We start from the raw sequence: 18,969 nt of genomic DNA on the forward strand, positions 1-18,969 counted from the left end.
AAAGCCGGGATCCCGTTCCTTTCGGGGGACCAGACCCTGGGTCCCGGCCTGCGCCGGGACGACGAAGCCCGAGTTCAGCGCTGGTCGATCGGCACGAACTTCAGGTCTTCCGGACCGATGTAGTTTGCGCTCGGACGGATAATCTTGCCGTCGATGCGCTGCTCGATCACATGCGCACTCCATCCGGAGGTGCGCGAGATCACGAACAACGGCGTGAACATCGCGGTCGGCACGCCCATCATGTGGTAGCTGACCGCGCTGAACCAGTCGAGGTTCGGGAACATCTTCTTGATCTCCCACATCGTCGATTCGAGGCGTTCGGCGATATCGAACATCTTCATGTTCTTCTGCGCCGCAGACAGCTCGCGCGCGACTTCCTTGATCACCTTGTTGCGCGGATCGCTGACCGTGTAGACCGGATGGCCGAAGCCGATCACGACTTCCTTGCGCTCGACTCTCGCACGGATGTCGGCCGCGGCCTCGTCCGGCGTGTCGTAACGCTTCTGGATCTCGAACGCGACCTCGTTCGCGCCGCCGTGCTTCGGGCCGCGCAGCGCGCCGATCGCGCCGGCGATCGCCGAGTACATGTCGCTGCCGGTGCCGGCGATCACGCGCGCGGCAAAGGTCGACGCGTTGAACTCGTGCTCAGCATACAGGATCAGGGACGTGTGCATCGCGCGCACCCATAGTTCGCTCGGCTTCTCGCCATGCAGGAGATGCAGGAAGTGCCCGCCGATCGAGTCGTCGTCGGTTTCGACCTCGATGCGCTTGCCGTTGTGGCTGTAGTGGTGCCAGTACAGCAGGATCGAGCCGAGCGAGGCCATCAGCCGGTCAGCGATGTCGCGCGCACCGGGTGCGTTGTGATCGTCCTTCTCTGGCAGCGAGCAGCCGAGTGCGGATACCGCGCTACGCATCACGTCCATCGGATGCGCGGATGCGGGCAGCTGTTCGAGCACGGCCTTCACCGCGGCCGGAATACCGCGCAGCGACTTCAGCTTGGTCTTGTAGCCGGTGAGTTCCGCGCGGTTCGGGAGTTTGCCGTGCACGAGCAGGTGCGCGATCTCCTCGAACTCACAGGTGGTCGCGACATCGAGGATGTCGTAGCCACGGTAGTGCAGGTCGTTGCCGCTGCGGCCGACCGTGCACAACGCCGTGTTGCCGGCCGCGACGCCAGACAGCGCGACGGATTTCTTGGGCTTGAAAGGAACCGCGGTTGCGTTGTCGCTCACTTCGTTTCTCCATATTCAATCGGCGCACGATCGCATGCATGATCGCCCGCATGTGTCTCACGATCCATCGGACCGCGTCATTCGTTGAAGACCCGATCCTCCGGCAGCCGCGGGCATTCGGCGACTTGCTCCTCGCCCTGGTCGCGCCGCCTGTGGTCCTCGTGCATCCAGCAATCACCGAGGGTCGAGCAGTAACAGATGCGCAGCGTCATGCGCTCGATACCGGCGCGGAACCTCCGGTATTGCTCCTTGTCCTCCAGCTTGAGGATCGCAACCTTCTCGCCCGCCGACACGACAGTGGAATTGATGGTCGACTGGTTCATGCTGAAGTCGCCCGGAAGACCGAGCGCCGCGATCACGTGCGGCCAGTCCGGTTGCGGCTTGCCGTCGACCAGCATCTCGACACTGCGCACCTGCGCCGGGCCAACGCCCTTGTTGATCACGATGCGCGACTGCTCGAAATCCGCCCAGCCGGCCATCAGGTAGGGCCACACCTGCGCGCGTACCTGCTGGCGCTGGATGTAGGCGGTATAGCCGGAAACCAGCAGTGCCATGACGCCGATCATCGCCGCGATCAGTGCCGCAAGTGCATCCCAGTTGCGCCCGCCACGCGCAGCGTCGAGTGCATTCGACAAAGGATCGTCGCTCATCGAATCAGTCTTCCGCCTTGCCTTCGGCGAACAGCGCGTCGAGCTTCTGCTCGTAGGCGTGGTAACCGAGGAAGTCGTACAACTCCGCGCGTGTCTGCATGGTCGGCACAGCGGCCTTCTGCGTGCCGTCGCGACGCACGGTCTCGTAGAAGTTCAGCGCCGCCTTGTTCATCGCACGGTACGCGCCGCAGCAATAGAGCACGATGTCGACGCCGGCGGATTTCAGCTCGTCGGTGGTGAACAGCGGCGTCTGGCCGAACTCGGTGATGTTCGCCAGGATCGGCGCCTTCACCGCGTCCTTGAACTGGCGATACTGCTCCAGCGTGTAGATCGCCTCGGGGAAGATCATGTCGGCGCCGGCCTCGACGCAGGCGATCGCACGCTCGATCGCCGGCTCCAGGCCTTCCACCGCGATCGCGTCGGTGCGCGCCATGATCACGAAGCCTGGATCGTGGCGCGCGTCGACCGCGGACTTGATGCGATCGACCATCTCGTCCTTCGGCACGATCGCCTTGCCTGGACGATGTCCGCAACGCTTGGCCGCGACCTGGTCCTCGATATGCAGCGCGCCGGCGCCGGCCTTGATCAGCGAACGCACCGTGCGCGCGATGTTGAATGCGCCGCCCCAGCCGGTGTCCACATCGACCAGCAGCGGCAGGTCGCAGACGTCGGTGATGCGGCGGATGTCGGTCAGCACGTCTTCCATCGTGCTGATGCCGAGATCCGGCATGCCCAGCGAATTCGCAGCGACGCCGCCGCCGGACAGGTAGATCGCCTTGAATCCGGTGCGCTGCGCCATCCGCGCGGCGTAGGCGGTGATCGTGCCGACCACCTGCAGCGGGTGTTCTTCGGCGACGGCGGCGCGAAAGCGCGCGCCGGGAGATGCGTTCGTACTCATGGATCCTCCGGGCGGATTCGGGATTTTAGCCGATCCCGCCGCTTCGCCACTGGCCTTCCGGATGGATTCAAGCCGAGCATGCATCGCATGACGCGGCGGCGTGGCGTCATTGCGCCGCGCCGGCATCAGCGGCGACCGACTGATGCGGCATCGGCGTCGAACGCATGTCACGAATGCGAATCGATCTTCAGCATGCGCAGGGCAGCAATGCAGGTCGCTGAGCGGGGAGCACCTTGCGCCGAAATCGAGCAACGCGCCCCTCGGCGACCTCGACGACACCCCGGAACAGCTGGAGATTCGTGCGCTCGGGCAGCCGCGCCAGCCTGGGGTCGGAATACGCATGACGCCTGCTGCTGTGCCGGACGGATCGCGGCCGGATAGCTGCAATCCTTGAGATGCAGACGGCCGCGGCTTCAGGCGGGCTCCAGTTTCTGCAATGCACCATTTAAAATGTGAATTTCATTGCATTTTGAGGGCGTAAGGTGCCAACCCCGTCTTGCGATGGAGTCGATCACGGGCACCAGGGCCACGAACTTCAGCGCACAGAAGCCGACCTGGGTGCCCAAGACCGACCAGATCTATGCGAGCAGCGGCGGCGGTGCCGCGTTCGGGCGCACGCCGGACGTGATCTATCTCGGCTCCGGGGACCCGTTCGACACCGGCGTCGGCGGCATCATGTACAAATCCACCGGCGGCGCCGATCGCTGGTCCGCGCGGATCGTCTTGCCGGGCGCGGGCCATCTGGCTGCGCAGCGCTCCGCGCACCGGCAATGCCGCATTCGATCGCCAGCTCGCAGACTCGATGAGCGCGATCAAGGGCGCACCGCTCAAGCGCGTCGCGGTCACGCGAACCGCAACCGACAAAGTCCGCGAAGAGACCACGACGTCCACGCTGGAAGTCACGCGCATCGATCGGCACGGGATTTCCGCTAAGGATTTTGCCCCACCGTTCAAGTGCACGCCGCGCAAGCCGGAAGACATGCGCTGATTCGCGCGTTCCGGCTGGCGACTTCAGCGCGTACGAGTGACGCGGGCTCCATCGACTGAACGCATGCCGCATGGCGTGGCATGCGCGGTCAACGCATATCCGTTCCAGACGTTTCCGTCGGCGTACCCCTTCTCCGCAAAGAGGACCGACGATGAAACATTTCACCAAAGCGTTGTTGATCGCCGCCGCGCTTGTCGGGCCGCTGTTCGCCAGCGGCTGCGTGTTCGTGCCGGCGCGGCCCTATGCCGCCAGCGCCTGGGTGCCCGGTCATTGGGGCGGGCCGTATGGCACGGTGTGGGTAGGCGGCCACTGGCGGTAAGTATCCCCAGGCAAAGCTAGGGGCTTCGGATGGACGGAGCGGCTCAACGCGGCTGAAAAGGAACAAGGCCCGTCCGATGTGGCACGCGATTCCCCTCGCACGCTCGTCCGGCCCGCCGCACACCCACACCCGTTCGTGCTGATTCTTCGAAAAGCTCAGGGCAGGGTACGCCTGCGGCGTATCGAAACACGAACGGCTCGACACCGCGCGGGTCGCCGTGACTCACGGCATCCTGCCGCTCGCTTTTCGGGCCGGGTGCATTCAACGCATCCCTGCGCTTCGCCCTTCGGGCAGCTTCGCTGTGCAAAACGGCCATCCTGCCGTTTTGCCGCCGTTCGCGCGCTCCGGCGCGCGCAGTCGATCCCTCGGGGCGAATGGCTCCATCGGACTCCGCGCACTGGGCTTTTAATTAATTGTTCAGTTAATTATATTGTGCGCATGGCCCGATCCATTTCCTCGCGCAGCCGCACGCCCGGACGTCCACCGAACGCGCGCGGTGACCAGCGTGAGCGCCTGCTCGACGTCGCAATCAAACTGTTCGCCAAGCAGGGCATCGCCGCGACGCCGCTGAATGCGATCGCGCGTCAGGCTCGCGTCACGCCCGCGCTGCTGCACTACTACTTCGGCACCCGCGAGCAACTGCTCGATGCACTGCTCGAGGAACGCTTCGTGCCGCTGCTCGGCACGCTGCGCGTTGGCCTGCTCACTCACGCCGACGATCCGGTGAGGCAGATCGGCGATTTCGTGCGCGGCCTGCTCGACGTGCTGACCGCCAATCCCTGGGTACCGCCACTGTGGCTGCGCGAAGTGCTCAGCGAAGGCGGACTGTTGCGCGACCGCCTGATCGGGCGCGTCGCCAAACCACTCGCGCCGCTGATCAGCCAGGCGATCGCGCAAGCGCAGGCGCGCGGCGCGATCAATCGCGACCTCGACCCTCGCCTGCTGGTGGTGTCGCTGATCGGCCTGACCATGTTTCCACTGGCGGCGCGTTCGATCTGGACGCGCATCTTCGATGCCGACGACATCGGCCCCGAGGACTTGGCACGACACACCCTCGCACTGCTCGAACGCGGACTGGAGATCGACCATGAATGACCGCACACGCCTTCCTTCCGGCATCCGGTATACGCGCCATCTCGTGTTGCCCGCCCTGGCCCTGCTCATGGCCGGCTGTGCGCGGCAAGCGCCGCCGCCACTGCTGGGCACCTTGGAATGGGAGCGCATCGGCGTCGCCGCCGAAGTCTCCGAACCGATCCTGCGCATCGCGGTCGCCGAAGGCGACGACGTTCATGCGGGCGATCTGATCCTGGAACTCGATCCGCACCGTACCGACGCGCAGTTGATGCAGTCCACGGCCGATGTGCACAAGGCCGAAGCCGCGCTCGCCGAATTGCGCCATGGCACGCGCATCGAAACGATCGATGCTGCTCGCGCGACGCTGGCCGGCGCCGAGTCGACGCAGGCGAATGCGCGCCGGGAGCGCGACCGCCTCGCCGAGATCCGCAAGCGCGGCCTGATCGCCCAGGCCGATCTCGACAATGCCGAAACTGCGTTGCGCACATCCACGTCGCAAGCGAACACCGCGCGCGCGAATCTCGCCCAGCTGCTCAACGGCACGCGCATCGAGGACATCCAGCAAGCAGAAGCCGCGCTCGCCTCCGCGCAGGCAAACGCGCAGCGCCTGGCACTGACGCGCGCGCGACTGGACGTGCGTGCGCCACGCGACGGCCGGATCGACGCGCTGCCGTTCAAGCTCGGCGACCAGCCGCCACTCGGCGCGACCGTGGTCAGCCTGCTTTCCGGCGCTGCACCCTATGCGCGCATCTACGTGCCGGCGAGCCAGCGCGCGCGCCTGGCGCCGGGCGGACGCTGCCACGTGACCGTGCAGGGCGTTGCCGATGGCTTCTCCGCAGCGATCCGCAGCGTGCGTTCCGACCCGGCATTCACTCCGTACTACGCATTGACCGGGGACGATGCGAGCCGGCTCGCCTACCGCGCCGAACTCGTGCTCGACGGTGACGCCGCGAAGAAACTGCCGGCCGGACTGCCGGCGCAAGCGGAGTGCCAGAACCATGGCAGCTGACCGCAGCCGCCGCGTGCATGCAACGGGACCATCACTGTGAACGCACACGACAACGGCGCGGTCATTACCGCACGCGGGCTGACCAAGCGCTTCGGTGATCTCGTTGCTGTCGATGGCCTCGACCTCGACGTGCGTCGCGCCGAAGTCCATGGTTTCCTGGGGCCGAATGGCAGCGGCAAATCGACGACGATCCGCATGCTGTGCGGCTTGCTGGCGCCGAGCGCGGGCGACATCCGCGTGCTCGGCCACCCGCTGCCGCGCGACGCCGAAACGGTCAAGCGTTCGATCGGCTACATGACACAGAAGTTCTCGCTGTACGACGATCTCAGCGTCCACGAGAACCTCGAATTTCTCGCTGCGGTGCATGGTCTGCGCGGCGCGCAGGCGCGCCGGCGCCTCGACGCGATGCTCGAACGCTACCGCCTGGGCGATCTTCGACGCCAGCTCGCCGGCACGATGTCCGGCGGCCAGAAGCAGCGCCTTGCGCTCGCCGGCGCGGTGATGCACGAACCCGAACTTCTGCTGCTCGACGAGCCGACCAGCGCGGTCGATCCGCAGTCGCGCCGCGATTTCTGGGATGCGCTGTTCGACCTGGCCGAGGCCGGCACGACGCTGCTGGTGTCGACGCACTACATGGACGAGGCCGAGCGCTGTCATCGCCTGGCGATCCTCGATCACGGCCGCCTGGTCGCCGACGGCAGTCCGCAGGAACTGATGGCGAATCTGCCGGGCTCGACCCTGCAGGTGCAGTGCGCGGAAACGCGCCGCGTGCAGCGTGCGCTGGCGGCCGAGACGCACGTGCTCGGCGTCGCGCAGATCGGCAGCAGCCTGCGCGTGCTCACCGACCGCCGCGACGGTATCGACTGGCTGCGCGAGCGCGTGCGCGCGATCGACGCAAGCGCCCTTGTCGAAACGGTGGCCGCGAACCTGGAAGACGTATTCGTCGCCGCGACCCGCGCGCATGGGCAATCCACGGAGGACGCCACATGAAATTCGCACGCCTGCTCGCCGTGGTGCGCAAGGAGCTGGTCCAACTCGCCCGCGACCGGCTGACGTTCGCGATGATCGTCGGCATTCCGACACTGCAGCTGCTGCTGTTCGGCTTCGCGATCAATCTCGACATCCGTCATCTGCCGGCCGCTGTGCTCGACCAGGCGAACACCGCGCATTCGCGTGAGCTCGTTGCCGAACTCGCGTCTTCGCAGGTGCTCGATTTCCGCTATCGATTGAACGCGCCGCAGCAGATCGACGAACAGATGCGGCGCGGCACGATCAACGCGGCCATCGTAATCCCACCCGACTTCGAGACGCGTCTGGCGCGACCGGATCGCCCTGCGTGGCAGGTCGTGGTCGACGGCTCGGACCAGTCGGTGCAGGCCGCGGCGCGCCAGCTCGGCAGCTTTCCTCTGGCGACGCTCGGCTACGGTTCCGCGGAGAGTCCGCCGGGCGCCCAGGCCGTGCCCGGCGTGGAGATCGTGAATCTCTACAATCCGCAACGGCGCGCGCCGGTGAACACCGTGCCCGGCCTGATCGGCGTGATCCTCGCGATGACGATGGTGATCTTCACTGCAATGGCGATCGTGCGCGAACGCGAGCGCGGCAACATGGAGATGCTGATCGCGACGCCGCTCTCGCCGTTCGAGCTGACCATCGGCAAGGTGCTGCCCTATATCGGCATCGGCCTCATACAGGTCACGCTGATCCTGCTGCTCGGCGAGTTCGTGTTCGGAGTGCCGGTGCGCGGGTCGATCCTCGATGTCTACCTCGCCGCGCTGGTCTACATCGGGGCGATGCTCACGCTCGGCGTGTTCATCTCCACCTTGGCGAACAGCCAGTTCCAGGCGATGCAGATGGCGTTCTTCACGTTCCTGCCGCAGATCCTGCTGTCCGGCTTCATGTTCCCTTACGACGGCATGCCGCGGCCCGCGCAGTGGCTTGCGGAAGTATTTCCGCTGACTCATTTCCTGCGGCTCATTCGCGGCATCATGTTGCGCGAAGCGCACCTCGGCGAGATGTGGCACGAGATCGCCGCGCTCGCCGTCTTCATCACGGTGATGCTCGCCATCGCGCTACGGCGCTTCCGCAAGACACTGGATTGAGCAGCCGAAGGCGATGAGGAACCGCCCTCTCTCCCTGTGGAGAGAGGGCCTATTTGCGATGGCCGCGCGGCGCGAGATCGTCGGCCTGGTGTTACTTGCGCGCAGCCTCGATCTCGTCGGCGAGGCGGTCGGCGTGATAGACCTTGCGCAGTGCTTCGAGGATCGCGCCACTGTGCACGGATACCGCGCGATTGAGGCGCTCGTCGTACCAGTAGTCGCCGCCGAGCGAGTGGATGTTGCCGTCGAAGACGAGGCCGACGACCTCGGCGTTGCGGTTGATCACCGGGCTGCCGGAGTTGCCGCCGATGATGTCGTTGGTGCTGACGAAGTTCAGGCGCTGCTTCAGGTTCAGCGAGTCCTTCGCGGCAAGCCACGACTTGGGCAGTGCGAACGGATATGAACCGGTCGCGTGCACGAACGCGCCGCCGATGTCGGTGAACGGCTGCACCGCCACGCCCTTCTCGTCCCAGCCCTTGACCGCGCCGAACGAGAAGCGCTCGGTGAAGGTCGCGTCCGGATAGACGCTGGTGCCGTATTTCTCGAAGCGCGCCGCGGCGATCAGCTCGGAATTCTTGTCGACGACCGACTCGACTTCGTTCTCATAACGCTTGCGGACCGCGCGCGCCTCGGGATCGACACTGCGCGCGAGCACGATGAACGGGTCGTCGGACTTCGCGACCGCGTCCGCACCACCTTCCCAGAGCGCCTTGCGGATGGCCGGGTCACCGAGCTTGGTGCCGTCGATCAGCCGCTTCGCCAGCGCCTCCGGCGATTCCTTGCCGAGCACCTGTTTCACGAACGCATCGTCAGCACCGAGCCACTCACGCAACTTGGTCAGCGACCAGGCGAGCTTGACCTTCTCGTAATCCGGATAGACCGGCGCGGTCGAGAACAGGCGCTGCGTCACGCTGGGGAGTTTCGAATCGGTGAACTCGCGCAAACGCTCCGCGTTCGGCTTGCCGCGCTCCGCCGCGCCGCGCACCAGCGCGCGGGCGTAGTCGAAATACTTCGACGAGAAACCGCGGCCATACTCGATGAACTTGTACTGCGCCTCGATATTGCGGTAAGCACCATTCGCCTTGGCGATCTCGTCCCAGGCCGCGCCGTACTTCGCCTTGCGCGCCGGATCGGCATTCACGAAGTCGCGCAGCTCGGCTTCCTGCTTGCGCTTGAGTTCGAACACGGTCGGATCCTGCAGCGCTTCGAGCCTTCCACGCAGTGCCTTGTACGAATTCTCGATGCCGAACAGGTCGCTCTGTGCGATGCGCCAGTGCTCATCGCTCCCGCTGCGGAACTGCTCGGTCAGGCCGCGGCGTTCGGCAAGCAGGAACAGGGTCGGGATCAGGTCGACGTCGCGCGTCGATTCGAGTTCGGCGATCGTGAGCTGGCGATCGGTGCCGCCGGGGTTGCCGACGATCACGGTCATCTCGCCCGCATCCGCGCCGTTCTTCGAGAACGGAAAGTAGTCGGCGACCTTGGCCGGCTTGCCGCTCTCGTAGGCGCGCAGCACGCCCATGTCGAGGTCGTAGCGCGGGAAGTTGAAGTTGTCCGGGTCGCCGCCGAAGAACGCCATCTCGAGTTCCGGCGCGAACACCAGACGCACGTCCTGGTAGCGGTGGTACTTGTACAGATCATAGACGCCGCCGTGATAGAGGTCGACGACGTCGCAACGCGTGCGCTCGCTGTCCTTGCCGACGCATTCCTTCTCGATGTCGGACTTCACCGCCTTCTCGGCCTTGCTGTAGTCCTCGCCGGCCTTGCCTTCGGTCGCCTTCTTCACGCGTGCGGTGACGTGGCTGATCTGGTCGAGCCGGTTCAGCTCGATCTCCGGACACTTGATCTCGTCCTTTTCCTCCTTCGCGAGGAAGCCGGTCTTGATGAAGTCCCTGTCGGCAGTCGAGAGCTGCTGCACGCAGGAATTCACGCAATGGTGGTTGGTCAGCACGAGACCATTCGGCGACACGAACAAGCCGGAGCAGCCGCCGGCGAGGCGCAGCGCGGCCTTCTGCACGCGTTCGGTCCACCTGGCATCCGGCGTGAAGCCGTATTGCGCCTGGATCTGCGTCTTCGGCAGGTTGTCCGGCGTCCACATGCCTTCGCCGGCAAGGGCGCTGGCGCTGGTGGCGATGGCGAGCAAAAGAGCGACTGCGATCTTCGACATTGGGATTCCTTGGGCTTTCAATCCAGAAAACACTTCAACTATTCGTCATGCCGGCCGCTTTCAACAGCCGCAGGGCTGGTCAAGCCGGATGCAGTGTCCTGGTGTTCGAACGAAGGAACTGGATTCCGGCGTGCGCCGGAATGACGAAAGAAAGTCATCGCGCCCCGACAACGTGTCGAGGCGCGGGACTGAGCCTCAGCGCTTGGCGAACAGATGCTCGACGCCGGCGCGCTCCTCGCGCAGTTCCTTGTCGGTCGCGTCCATGCGCTCGCGCGAGAACGCGTTGATCTCGAGGCCTTGCACGATCGTGTACTTGCCGTTCTTCACGGTGACCGGGTAGCCGTAGATCACGCCCGGCTTGATGCCGTACGAGCCATCGGACGGAATGCCCATCGAGACCCAGTCACCCTCGGCAGTACCGCGCGCCCAGAAGTGCATGTGGTCGATCGCGGCCGACGCGGCCGACGCCGCCGACGACGCGCCGCGCGCCTTGATGATCGCCGCTCCGCGCTGCTGCACGGTCGGGATGAACGTGTCCTTGTACCAGGCCTGATCGACCAGCCCGGTCGCGGCCTTGCCGTTGACCGTCGCATGATGGATATCCGGGTACTGCGTCGAACTGTGGTTGCCCCAGATCGTCATGCGCTTGATGTCGGTCGTGTGCGCACCGGTCTTCTCGGCGAGCTGCGACAGCGCGCGATTGTGGTCGAGGCGCACCATCGCGGTGAAGCAGTTCGGATCGAGATCCGGCGCATTCTGCTGCGCGATCAGCGCATTCGTGTTGGCCGGATTGCCGACCACCAGCACCTTCACGTCGCGCTTGGCGTGATCGTTCAGCGCCTTGCCCTGCGGCGCGAAGATCGCACCGTTCGCCTCGAGCAGGTCCTTGCGCTCCATGCCTGGGCCGCGCGGGCGCGCGCCGACCAGCAGCGCGTAGTCGACGTCCTTGAACGCGACGTTGACGTCGTCGGTCGCGACGACGCCGGCCAAGGTTGGGAACGCGCAGTCGTTGAGTTCCATGACGACGCCGTTCAGCGCGGGCAGCGCGGGCGTGATCTCGAGCAGGTGCAGGATCACCGGCTGGTCAGGCCCGAGCATGTCGCCGGCGGCGATGCGGAACAGCAGGGCGTAACCGATCTGGCCGGCAGCGCCGGTCACGGCAACACGGACGGGAGCTTTCATCGTTTTCAACCTCGCAGGATTTTCAACAGGAGTCAGCGCGCAGCGGAAGCCGGCGCCAGGCCGGCATCGCGCAGGGATGTGTGGATCTGGCGTGGCACATAACCATGGAAGCGCCGCTCGCCAACCAGCAGGATCGGAACGCCACTGCCCTTGAGCAGTGCGAACGCACGCGTGCCCGCCGTGCTGTTCTCGATATCGTACTCACGGTAGTGCACGCCCCACTGTTTCAGGTCAGTGCGCAACTTGCGGCAATAGCCGCACCATGAGGCCGACAGCAGGACGACCGGCTCGTTGCCGACGATGGTGCGCAGCGTGGTCTGGTCGACCGACGGCGCCCGCGTGCACGCCGCCAGCGCCGCGAACGCGAGTGCGATCGACAGCGCGGGCAGCAGGCGACGCAGCATGCTCACGCCAGTTCGGCGAAGAACTCGCGGAAGCGCTTCAACCCTTCCGGCAGCTGCGCAGTCGGACAGGTGTAGGAGATGCGCAGCGCCTTCGGATCGCCGAACGCGGAACCCGGCACGCAAGCCACGCCTTTCGCTTCCAGCAGCGCGCTGCAGAAGTCGACGTCGTTCGCGATCTTCACACCGTGGTGGCTCTTGCCAAATGCGCAGGAAATGTCCGGGAACACGTAGAACGCGCCTTGCGGGCGCGGACAGACGACGCCGGGAATCGCCTGCATCGTCGCCAGCACCTGGTCGCGCTTGGCCTGGAACTCGGCGCATTTCTGCGTCGGCACGTCCTGAGGACCGCTCAGCGCCGCGACCGCGGCCGCGGTGACGATCTCGGGCACATTCGTGATGTGGTTCGAGTTCAACGTGACGAACGCCTGCGCAACCTTCTCGGGACCGGCGATGAAGCCGACGCGCCAACCCGGCATGCCGTAGGTCTTGGAGATCGAGTCGACGTGGATCACGCGGTCGCGCAATTCCGGCCGCGCGTTCACGAAGTTGTGGTAGCCGACGCCGTCGAACACCATGCGGTTGTAGATGTCGTCGCAGATGACCCAGACATCCGGATGCTTCACGAGCACGTCCGCCAGCGCGGCGATCTCGTCCTTCGTGTAGACCATGCCGGTCGGGTTCGACGGATTGTTGAACAGGAACACCTTGACACCCGGCAGCGCCGCATCGAGCTGGGCCGGGGTCAGCTTGTAGTTCTGGCTGGCCGGGCACGGCATCAGGCGCATCTTCGCGTCGACGATCTCGGCGATGTCGACGTAGGTGGTCCAGTACGGCACCGGGAACGCGATCGTGTCGCCCGGATCGAGCAGCGCCTCGGCGAGGTTGTAGAGCACGTGCTTCGCGCCGATGCCGGTCGCGACGTTCTTGCGCGTGTAGCCGCTGAGGCCGGTGCCTTCGAGATGCTTCAGGAACGCATCGAGCAGCGCGTCCGCGCCGCGGTTCGAACCGTACTGGCCGCTGTCCTTCGTCAGCGCGTCGCGCACCGCCGTGTAGACGTGCTCGCCGGGCAGGAAATTCGGTACGCCGATCGAGAAACTGATGATGTCGCGGCCTTCGGCCTTGAGCTGCTTGGCCTTGTCGGCCACGGCCATGATCGCGCTGGGCTTGGCGCGGCTCATGCGCGCGGCGAGAGTCAGCATGGAAATCCTCGTGCGGAAAAGGTGTTGCGAAGACGGGAAAGTTTACCACAGCGGATTTTCCGGCCGCCTCCGCCATCACCCGCTGATCGCCCCCACTCGCACGTGCGCAGACATGCGCGCAAACTTCTGCAACGATAGCCATGCAGGATGCACGCAGAATTTCGATCGCGCCAGAATATCCCCCGCGTCACCCCTTCGCATTCACACGCACAGGAGATCGGCAATGGAAGTATTCGGCGGTACGCACAACCTCTTCATGGTCTTCATCATCGGCCTGATCGTCGGCGTCATCGCGAAATTCCTGACGCCCGGCCGCGACCCCGGCGGCTTCATCATCACGGCGATCCTGGGCATCGTCGGCTCGTTCGTGGCGACCTGGCTCGGCAAGATGATCGGTTGGTACCAGCCCGGCCATACCGCTGGCTTCATCGGCTCGGTGATCGGCGCGATCATCGTGCTCGTGGTCTATCACCTCATTCGACGTCGCGGCACCTAGGCCCAACGGCACCGGCGCCGGATTTGATCATCCGGCGCCGGTGCCGCCCGTGTCACTTCGCGCGATCGAGCACCGCGTTCCACTGGTCGAGACGCGCTTTTTCCTTCGCGAACAGCGGCTCGGCGTCGCCCTTGATCGTGATCGACTTGATCTCATCGCCGCCCTTCACCTTGTCGACGATCGCCTGATCGGCCGCGCCGACCACGGTTCCAAACACGGTGTGCTTGCCGTCCAGCCACGGTGTGGCGACATGGGTGATGAAGAACTGGCTGCCGTTCGTGCCCGGACCCGCATTCGCCATCGACAGGATGCCGGGGCGGTCATGCCTGAGGCCGGGGACGATCTCGTCCTCGAACTTGTAGCCCGGGCCACCGGTGCCGCTGCCGTGCGGGCAGCCGCCCTGGATCATGAAATCGGGGATCACGCGATGGAAGGTCTTGCCGTCGTAGAACCCGCGTTTGGCGAGGTTCACGAAGCTCGCGACGGTCATCGGAGTCTGCTCGGCGAACAGGCGGACATGGATCGTGCCGTGGATCGTGGCGATTTCGGCAATGAGGTCGGAGGTGCTGGTCATGGGAGGTTCCGCTGTGGAAAACGCACAGCGTACCAGCCCGCGGCGGCCGGGGGATCCCCGCGCGGCGTCGATGCTGCAGCGCAACGCCGCGAACCTGCGTATAATCCGCCTCCCTTTATCTCCCCTGCTGCGACGCCCCCGCGGGCGCCGCCCATTCGCATGTCCATCGAAAACCTCCGCAATATCGCAATCGTGGCCCACGTCGACCACGGCAAGACCACGCTGGTCGATTGCCTGCTCAAGCAGTCCGGCACGTTCAGCGAGCGCACCGTGCTCGCCGAGCGCGTGATGGACAGCAATGACCAGGAAAAGGAACGCGGCATCACGATCCTGTCCAAGAACACCGCGATCACCTGGAACGGAAACCGCATCAACATCGTCGACACGCCGGGCCACGCCGACTTCGGCGGCGAGGTCGAGCGCGTGCTGTCGATGGTCGACACCGTGCTGATCCTGGTCGACGCGATGGACGGACCGATGCCGCAGACGCGCTTCGTGACCCAGAAGGCGTTCCAGATGGGCTTCAAGCCGATCGTGGTGATCAACAAGGTCGATCGCCCCGGCGCGCGTCCGGACTGGGTGCTGAACCAGACCTTCGACCTGTTCGACCGCCTCGGCGCGACCGACGAGCAGCTCGACTTCCCGGTCGTCTACGCCTCGGCGCTGCACGGCTATGCCGGTCTCGATCCGGACGTGCGCTCCGGCGACATGACCCCGCTCTACGAAGCGATCATGAAGCACGTGCGGCCGCCGCAGGTGGATCCGGACGGCCCGTTCCAGATGCGCATCAGCCAGCTCGACTACAACAACTATGTCGGCCTGATCGGCATCGGCCGCATCCAGCGTGGCAAGGTGCGCACCAACATGCAGGTCGCGGTCGTCGATCGCGAAGGCAAGAAGCGCAACGCGAAGGTGCTGCAGGTGCTCGGCTTCATGGGCCTCGAGCGCCGCGAAGTGCCGGAAGCGGAAGCCGGTGACATCATCGCGATCAACGGCATCGAAAGCCTCGGCATCTCCGACACGATCTGCGCGCCGGACGCGCCGGAGCAGCTGCCGGTGCTGCATGTCGACGAGCCGACGATCAGCATGACCTTCCAGGTCAACAATTCGCCGTTCGCCGGCACCAAGGAACACAGCGGCGGCAAATTCCTCACCTCGCGCCAGATCCGCGAACGCCTGATGCGCGAGACGCTGCACAACGTCGCGATGAAGGTCGAGGAAACCGAGGACCCGGACAAGTTCAAGGTGTCCGGCCGCGGCGAACTGCACCTTTCCGTGCTGATCGAGACCATGCGTCGCGAAGGCTATGAACTGGCCGTGTCGCGCGCCGAAGTCATCATCAAGGAAATCGATGGTGTGCTCAGCGAACCGTTCGAGCAACTCGTCTGCGACATGGAGGAACAGTTCCAGGGCGGCGTGATGGAACGTCTGGGCGCACGTCGCGGCCAGCTCACCAACATGGAGCCGGACGGCAAGGGACGCGTGCGTCTCGACTACATGATCCCGGCGCGCGGACTGATCGGCTTCCAGACCGAGTTCCGCACGGTCACCGCCGGCACCGGCCTGCTGTTCCATGTGTTCGACCACTACGGCCCGAAGTCCGAAGGCGCGATCGCGAAGCGTCAGAACGGCGTGATGATCTCGAATGGCCAGGGCCCCTCGCCTGCCTATTCGCTGGTGAGCCTGCAGGAACGCGGTCGCCTGCTGATCAGCGAAGGCGACAACATCTATGAAGGCCAGTTGGTCGGCATCCATTCCAAGGACAACGACCTCACCGTCAATGCGCTGCGCGCCAAGCAGATGACCAACATCCGCGCCGCCGGCAAGGATGAGACCGTGCAGCTCACCCCGCCGATCAAGATGTCGCTGGAACAGGCACTGGAATTCATCGAGGACGATGAGCTCGTCGAGGTCACGCCGAAGGCGATCCGCCTGCGCAAGAAGCACCTGACCGAGAACGATCGCAAGCGGGCGTCGCGGCAGGCCGCCTGATCAGGAAACCCGCCGGCGTTGTCGGCGGGAACCGAATACGCGACCTCGGGTCAGTGCGCGGCGTGTCGGTCGGATCGACCACGCCGCGCGACCGGTGGCATCGTGATGATGTGCCGGCGACTGCAGCGGCCCGCTTCCTGGCGCCGCGCGCCGGTACACGCGGCCAGCGATCGCGCTGACGCAATCGTGAAACAGTGCGGCGGCAAGCTGCTTGGTCGTTTGCGTTGCGGGACGATCAGCCACCTCGCCCGCCCGGCCGCCGGACCCGCACGAGAACAACCGCAGACTCCATCCTCGATCGACCCGAACGAATGGTCGACGCGACGTGACCGAATCGAAGCACGCCCGATGACCAGGAATTCCGCATTCCGCATGCGATGGCCAATCGTCATGCTCGTCGCCGTTCTGGCGGCGCAACCGCTGCGTGCCGAGGAGCCGACGGATTTCGTGCCGCAATTCCTCGGCGCGCAATACACCTTCATCGACCAGCACCAGGATTCGCTGCATTCGCCATACAGCGGCCCGCTGAGCATCAAGGCCAACGGCGACACCGCGCGCTCGCACACGTTCGGCGCGTACTTCGGCGCGTCGCTGCCGGCGCATTTCCAGTTCTATTTCGACGCTGAGATGTTCAAGGGCGAAGGCGTCAGCAACGCGGCCGGTCTCGGCGGATTGACCAACGGCGACGTGATCCGCTCCGGTACGGTCAATCTCGGCAAGCGTCCCTACGCGGCGCGCCACTACCTGCGCTACGTGCTGCCGCTTGGCGAAGAGACGGTCGACCCGGAACATGCGCAGGACCAGTTGCCGGGCAAGGAGTACGCGCGACGCGTCGAGGCCAAGCTCGGCAAGTTCGCCGCGAACGACGATTTCGACAAGAACCGCTATGCGGATTCGACGCGCACGCAGTTCATGAACTGGAGCCTGTGGAACAACACCGCGTGGGATTTCGCAGCCGATACGCGCGGCTACTCGAACGGCCTGATGCTGGCATGGATCGATCGCGGCTGGTCGTTGCGCTACGGCGTCTTCCAGATGCCGACCGAGGCGAACGGCCAGGCGCTGGAACGATCGCTGACCCGCACACGCGGCGAGCAGGTCGAGTTGACCGTGCAGCCGGCGCCCGGCGATTGGGCGCTGCGCTTGCTCGCTTTCCGCAACATCGCGCGCATGGGCAACTATCGCGATGCGCTCGCGCTGGCCGCTCGGAGCGGCCAGCCACCCGACATTCGCGCCGACGACCGCGACGGGCGCCGCAAATACGGCTATGCCGCGAACCTCGAACTGCCGCTTGCCGACGGCGGCGAGACCGGCCTGTTCGCCCGCGCCGGCTGGAACGACGGCCGCACCGAATCGTTCGCGTTCACCGAAGTCGATCGCACGCTCAGCGTCGGCGCGCAGATCTCCGGCGTGCACTGGCGGCGCGCGGACGACCGCCTCGCGATCGCGATCGCGGTCAATGGCCTGTCTTCCGATCACCGCGACTATCTCGCCGCAGGCGGCAACGGTTTCCTGCTCGGCGATGGCCGCCTGAACTACGGCCGCGAGCGGATTCTCGAAGCGTACTATCGCATCCAGCTGCTGCCCCACCTGCAGGTCAGCCCCGACATCCAGCTGATCCACAATCCGGGCTACAACCGCGACCGCGGCCCGGCGCGCTACATCGGGCTGCGCACGCATCTGGAATTTTGAGGGACCGCGCACTCGCCGAGGTGATTCCATGAAGGCGCTGTGTTTCGACCATTTCGGCGCGCCGGACGTGCTGCAATACCGCGACCTGCCCGATCCGGTTCCCGGCAACCATCAGGCCCTGGTGCAGACGGCTGCCATCGGCCTCAACTTCGCCGACATCTATCGGCGCAAGGGCAACTACCACCTGCGGGGCAAACCTCCGTTCATCGCCGGCTACGAAGCCGCCGGAACGGTGCTGACTGCACCGCCGGAAAGCGGCTTCGTCGCCGGCCAGCGCGTGGGCTTCGCGGACATGCCGTTCGCGAATGCGGAGCGCGTCGCCGTCGATGTCGACAAGCTCATCGCCTTGCCGGATGACATCCCATTCGGAACCGCAGCCGCGGTCCTGCTGCAGGGCCTGACCGCGCAGTACCTGGCGCGCGACAGCCATGGGGTGCGCAGGGGCGAAAGCATCCTCGTGCATGCCGCGGCCGGCGGCGTCGGCCTACTGCTGACGCAGCTGTGCCGCGCGCTCGGCGCACGGGTCATCGGCATGACATCGAGCACCGCGAAGGCGCAGCAGGTGCTCGATGCGGGTGCGGATGCCGCGCTGCTCTACGACGAAGACTGGGTCGCCGCCGCGCGTGCATTCGGCGGAGCCGGCGTGGACGCGGTCTACGACTCGGTCGGCGCGACGCTGACGCAAAGCCTCGAGGCCACGCGCATCGGTGGCCACGTCGTGTTCTACGGCATGGCCGGTGGCGATCCGGCGCCGGTGGATCCGCGCCTGCTGATGGACACCTCGAAGACGCTGACCGGCGGCGACCTCTGGAACGTGCTCACCGGCGCCGAAGAACGCCGGCGCCGTGCCGCGGAACTGTTCGGCTGGGTGCGCGACGGCCTGCTGAAGGTGCACATCGACTCGCGATTCCCGCTCGCCGAGGGCGCACTTGCGCACGCGCGGATCGAAAGCCGCGCGTCCAGCGGCAAGGTGCTGTTGATTCCATGAACGTGTTGACGACGT

At 65.6% G+C, this 18,969-nt stretch carries 18 protein-coding genes; 10 read left to right on the forward strand and 8 right to left on the reverse strand.

Going from position 1 to position 18,969, the window contains the following annotated elements:
* Positions 1-74: 74 nt before the first annotated feature.
* From prpC to prpB, 3 genes are all read right to left on the reverse strand, one after another.
* Positions 75-1,229 (reverse strand): bifunctional 2-methylcitrate synthase/citrate synthase, encoded by a 1,155-nt coding sequence (gene prpC / locus ABD002_RS02035; RefSeq protein ID WP_343786605.1) that lies wholly within the window; start codon positions 1,227-1,229, stop codon positions 75-77.
* 77 nt (positions 1,230-1,306) lie between these two features.
* A complete protein-coding gene (locus ABD002_RS02040) occupies positions 1,307-1,879 on the reverse strand; it encodes a hypothetical protein (protein WP_343786607.1) in 573 nt (190 codons plus the stop codon).
* 4 nt (positions 1,880-1,883) lie between these two features.
* Positions 1,884-2,777 carry a methylisocitrate lyase gene (prpB, locus tag ABD002_RS02045; RefSeq protein ID WP_343786609.1) on the reverse strand — a complete coding sequence of 298 codons (894 nt, stop codon included), beginning with the start codon at positions 2,775-2,777 and terminating at the stop codon, positions 1,884-1,886.
* An 802-nt stretch (positions 2,778-3,579) separates the two neighbouring features.
* Between prpB and ABD002_RS02050 the strand changes: the two genes are divergently transcribed.
* The 6 genes from ABD002_RS02050 to ABD002_RS02075 all read left to right on the forward strand — a co-directional run bounded on the left by ABD002_RS02050 (position 3,580) and on the right by ABD002_RS02075 (position 8,266).
* A complete protein-coding gene (locus ABD002_RS02050) occupies positions 3,580-3,765 on the forward strand; it encodes a hypothetical protein (RefSeq protein ID WP_343786611.1) in 186 nt (61 codons plus the stop codon).
* Positions 3,766-3,916: 151 nt separating this feature from the next.
* The gene (locus ABD002_RS02055) at positions 3,917-4,084 is read left to right on the forward strand and encodes a hypothetical protein (protein ID WP_343786613.1); all 168 of its coding nucleotides are present in this window, start codon (positions 3,917-3,919) and stop codon (positions 4,082-4,084) included.
* Between the two features lie 438 nt (positions 4,085-4,522).
* Positions 4,523-5,179 (forward strand): TetR/AcrR family transcriptional regulator, encoded by a 657-nt coding sequence (locus ABD002_RS02060; RefSeq protein ID WP_343786615.1) that lies wholly within the window; start codon positions 4,523-4,525, stop codon positions 5,177-5,179.
* Complete coding sequence (locus ABD002_RS02065; RefSeq protein WP_343786617.1) at positions 5,172-6,167, forward strand: HlyD family secretion protein; 996 nt, start codon at positions 5,172-5,174, stop codon at positions 6,165-6,167. The genes ABD002_RS02060 and ABD002_RS02065 overlap by 8 nt, the downstream gene beginning before the upstream one ends.
* Positions 6,168-6,203: 36 nt before the next feature.
* Positions 6,204-7,157: an ABC transporter ATP-binding protein gene (locus ABD002_RS02070; RefSeq protein WP_379988242.1), complete on the forward strand. Its 954-nt coding sequence runs from the start codon at positions 6,204-6,206 to the stop codon at positions 7,155-7,157.
* Entirely contained in the window at positions 7,154-8,266 is a 1,113-nt protein-coding gene (locus ABD002_RS02075; RefSeq protein ID WP_343786619.1) for an ABC transporter permease, read from the forward strand. Before ABD002_RS02070 ends, ABD002_RS02075 begins: the two co-directional genes overlap by 4 nt.
* Before the next feature lie 91 nt (positions 8,267-8,357).
* Here ABD002_RS02075 and ABD002_RS02080 read toward each other — a convergent pair whose 3' ends face one another.
* The 4 genes from ABD002_RS02080 to ABD002_RS02095 form a co-directional block, all read right to left on the reverse strand.
* Positions 8,358-10,427: a S46 family peptidase gene (locus ABD002_RS02080; protein ID WP_343786621.1), complete on the reverse strand. Its 2,070-nt coding sequence runs from the start codon at positions 10,425-10,427 to the stop codon at positions 8,358-8,360.
* Between the two features lie 195 nt (positions 10,428-10,622).
* Positions 10,623-11,609 carry a malate dehydrogenase gene (locus tag ABD002_RS02085; protein ID WP_343786623.1) on the reverse strand — a complete coding sequence of 329 codons (987 nt, stop codon included), beginning with the start codon at positions 11,607-11,609 and terminating at the stop codon, positions 10,623-10,625.
* Between the two features lie 32 nt (positions 11,610-11,641).
* Positions 11,642-12,013, reverse strand: coding sequence for a glutaredoxin family protein (locus ABD002_RS02090; RefSeq protein WP_343786744.1), 372 nt, complete (start codon positions 12,011-12,013; stop codon positions 11,642-11,644).
* 2 nt (positions 12,014-12,015) lie between these two features.
* The gene (locus tag ABD002_RS02095; protein WP_343786625.1) at positions 12,016-13,212 is read right to left on the reverse strand and encodes a pyridoxal phosphate-dependent aminotransferase; all 1,197 of its coding nucleotides are present in this window, start codon (positions 13,210-13,212) and stop codon (positions 12,016-12,018) included.
* A 223-nt stretch (positions 13,213-13,435) separates the two neighbouring features.
* Between ABD002_RS02095 and ABD002_RS02100 the strand changes: the two genes are divergently transcribed.
* On the forward strand, positions 13,436-13,708 hold the full coding sequence (locus tag ABD002_RS02100; protein ID WP_343786628.1) for a GlsB/YeaQ/YmgE family stress response membrane protein: 273 nt from the start codon (positions 13,436-13,438) through the stop codon (positions 13,706-13,708).
* A 52-nt stretch (positions 13,709-13,760) separates the two neighbouring features.
* Here ABD002_RS02100 and ABD002_RS02105 read toward each other — a convergent pair whose 3' ends face one another.
* Positions 13,761-14,282, reverse strand: a complete 522-nt coding sequence (locus tag ABD002_RS02105; protein WP_343786629.1) for a peptidylprolyl isomerase — start codon at positions 14,280-14,282, stop codon at positions 13,761-13,763.
* 159 nt (positions 14,283-14,441) lie between these two features.
* Here ABD002_RS02105 and typA point away from each other — a divergent pair, with 159 nt between their 5' ends.
* The 3 genes from typA to ABD002_RS02120 all read left to right on the forward strand — a co-directional run bounded on the left by typA (position 14,442) and on the right by ABD002_RS02120 (position 18,954).
* Positions 14,442-16,274, forward strand: a complete 1,833-nt coding sequence (gene typA / locus ABD002_RS02110; protein WP_343786632.1) for a translational GTPase TypA — start codon at positions 14,442-14,444, stop codon at positions 16,272-16,274.
* 390 nt (positions 16,275-16,664) lie between these two features.
* Complete coding sequence (locus ABD002_RS02115) at positions 16,665-17,966, forward strand: carbohydrate porin (protein WP_343786634.1); 1,302 nt, start codon at positions 16,665-16,667, stop codon at positions 17,964-17,966.
* 28 nt (positions 17,967-17,994) lie between these two features.
* Positions 17,995-18,954 carry a quinone oxidoreductase family protein gene (locus ABD002_RS02120; RefSeq protein WP_343786636.1) on the forward strand — a complete coding sequence of 320 codons (960 nt, stop codon included), beginning with the start codon at positions 17,995-17,997 and terminating at the stop codon, positions 18,952-18,954.
* Positions 18,955-18,969: the final 15 nt, after the last annotated feature.

Origin of the sequence: Dokdonella soli (assembly GCF_039523175.1) — a bacterium.
GTDB lineage: Bacteria > Pseudomonadota > Gammaproteobacteria > Xanthomonadales > Rhodanobacteraceae > Dokdonella_A > Dokdonella_A soli.